The organism is Paraburkholderia sp. BR10923 (genome assembly GCF_040948765.1).
Taxonomy (GTDB): domain Bacteria; phylum Pseudomonadota; class Gammaproteobacteria; order Burkholderiales; family Burkholderiaceae; genus Paraburkholderia; species Paraburkholderia youngii.
On the sequence record NZ_JBFPKO010000151.1, the window covers coordinates 1 to 582 of the forward strand.

Sequence of the window (582 nt, forward strand, 5' to 3'; positions counted from 1 at the left end):
GGGAATCACGCATGAAGATTCACGAGTACCAGGGTAAGGAAATCCTGCGGAAATTCGGCGTCGCGGTACCGCGCGGCAAGCCGGTCTTCTCGGTGGATGATGCGGTCAAGGCCGCGGAAGAGCTCGGCGGCCCGGTGTGGGTCGTCAAGGCTCAGATCCACGCAGGTGGCCGTGGCAAGGGCGGCGGCGTCAAGGTCGCCAAGTCGCTGGAACAGGTTCGCGAGTACTCGAACCAGATCCTCGGCATGCAGCTCGTCACGCACCAGACCGGTCCGGAAGGCCAGAAGGTGAACCGCCTGCTGATCGAAGAAGGCGCCGACATCAAGAAGGAACTGTATGTCGGTCTCGTGATTGATCGCGTTTCGCAGAAGATCGTCGTGATGGCGTCGAGCGAAGGCGGCATGGACGTCGAAGAAGTCGCGGAAAAGACGCCTGAGCTGATCCACAAGGTTGCAGTCGATCCGTCGACCGGCCTGAAGGACTCGGAAGCAGACGACCTCGCGAAGAAGATCGGCGTGCCCGACGCTTCGATCCCGCAAGCCCGCGCGATCCTGCAAGGCCTGTACAAGGCATTCTGGGAAA

1 protein-coding gene is annotated in these 582 nt (G+C 61.3%); it reads left to right on the plus strand.

What is annotated here, in order from left to right; genetic code table 11:
- Positions 1-11: 11 nt before the first annotated feature.
- The coding region (locus AB3X94_RS41850) for an ATP-grasp domain-containing protein (RefSeq protein ID WP_368614473.1) at positions 12-582 on the plus strand (571 nt) is incomplete at its 3' end.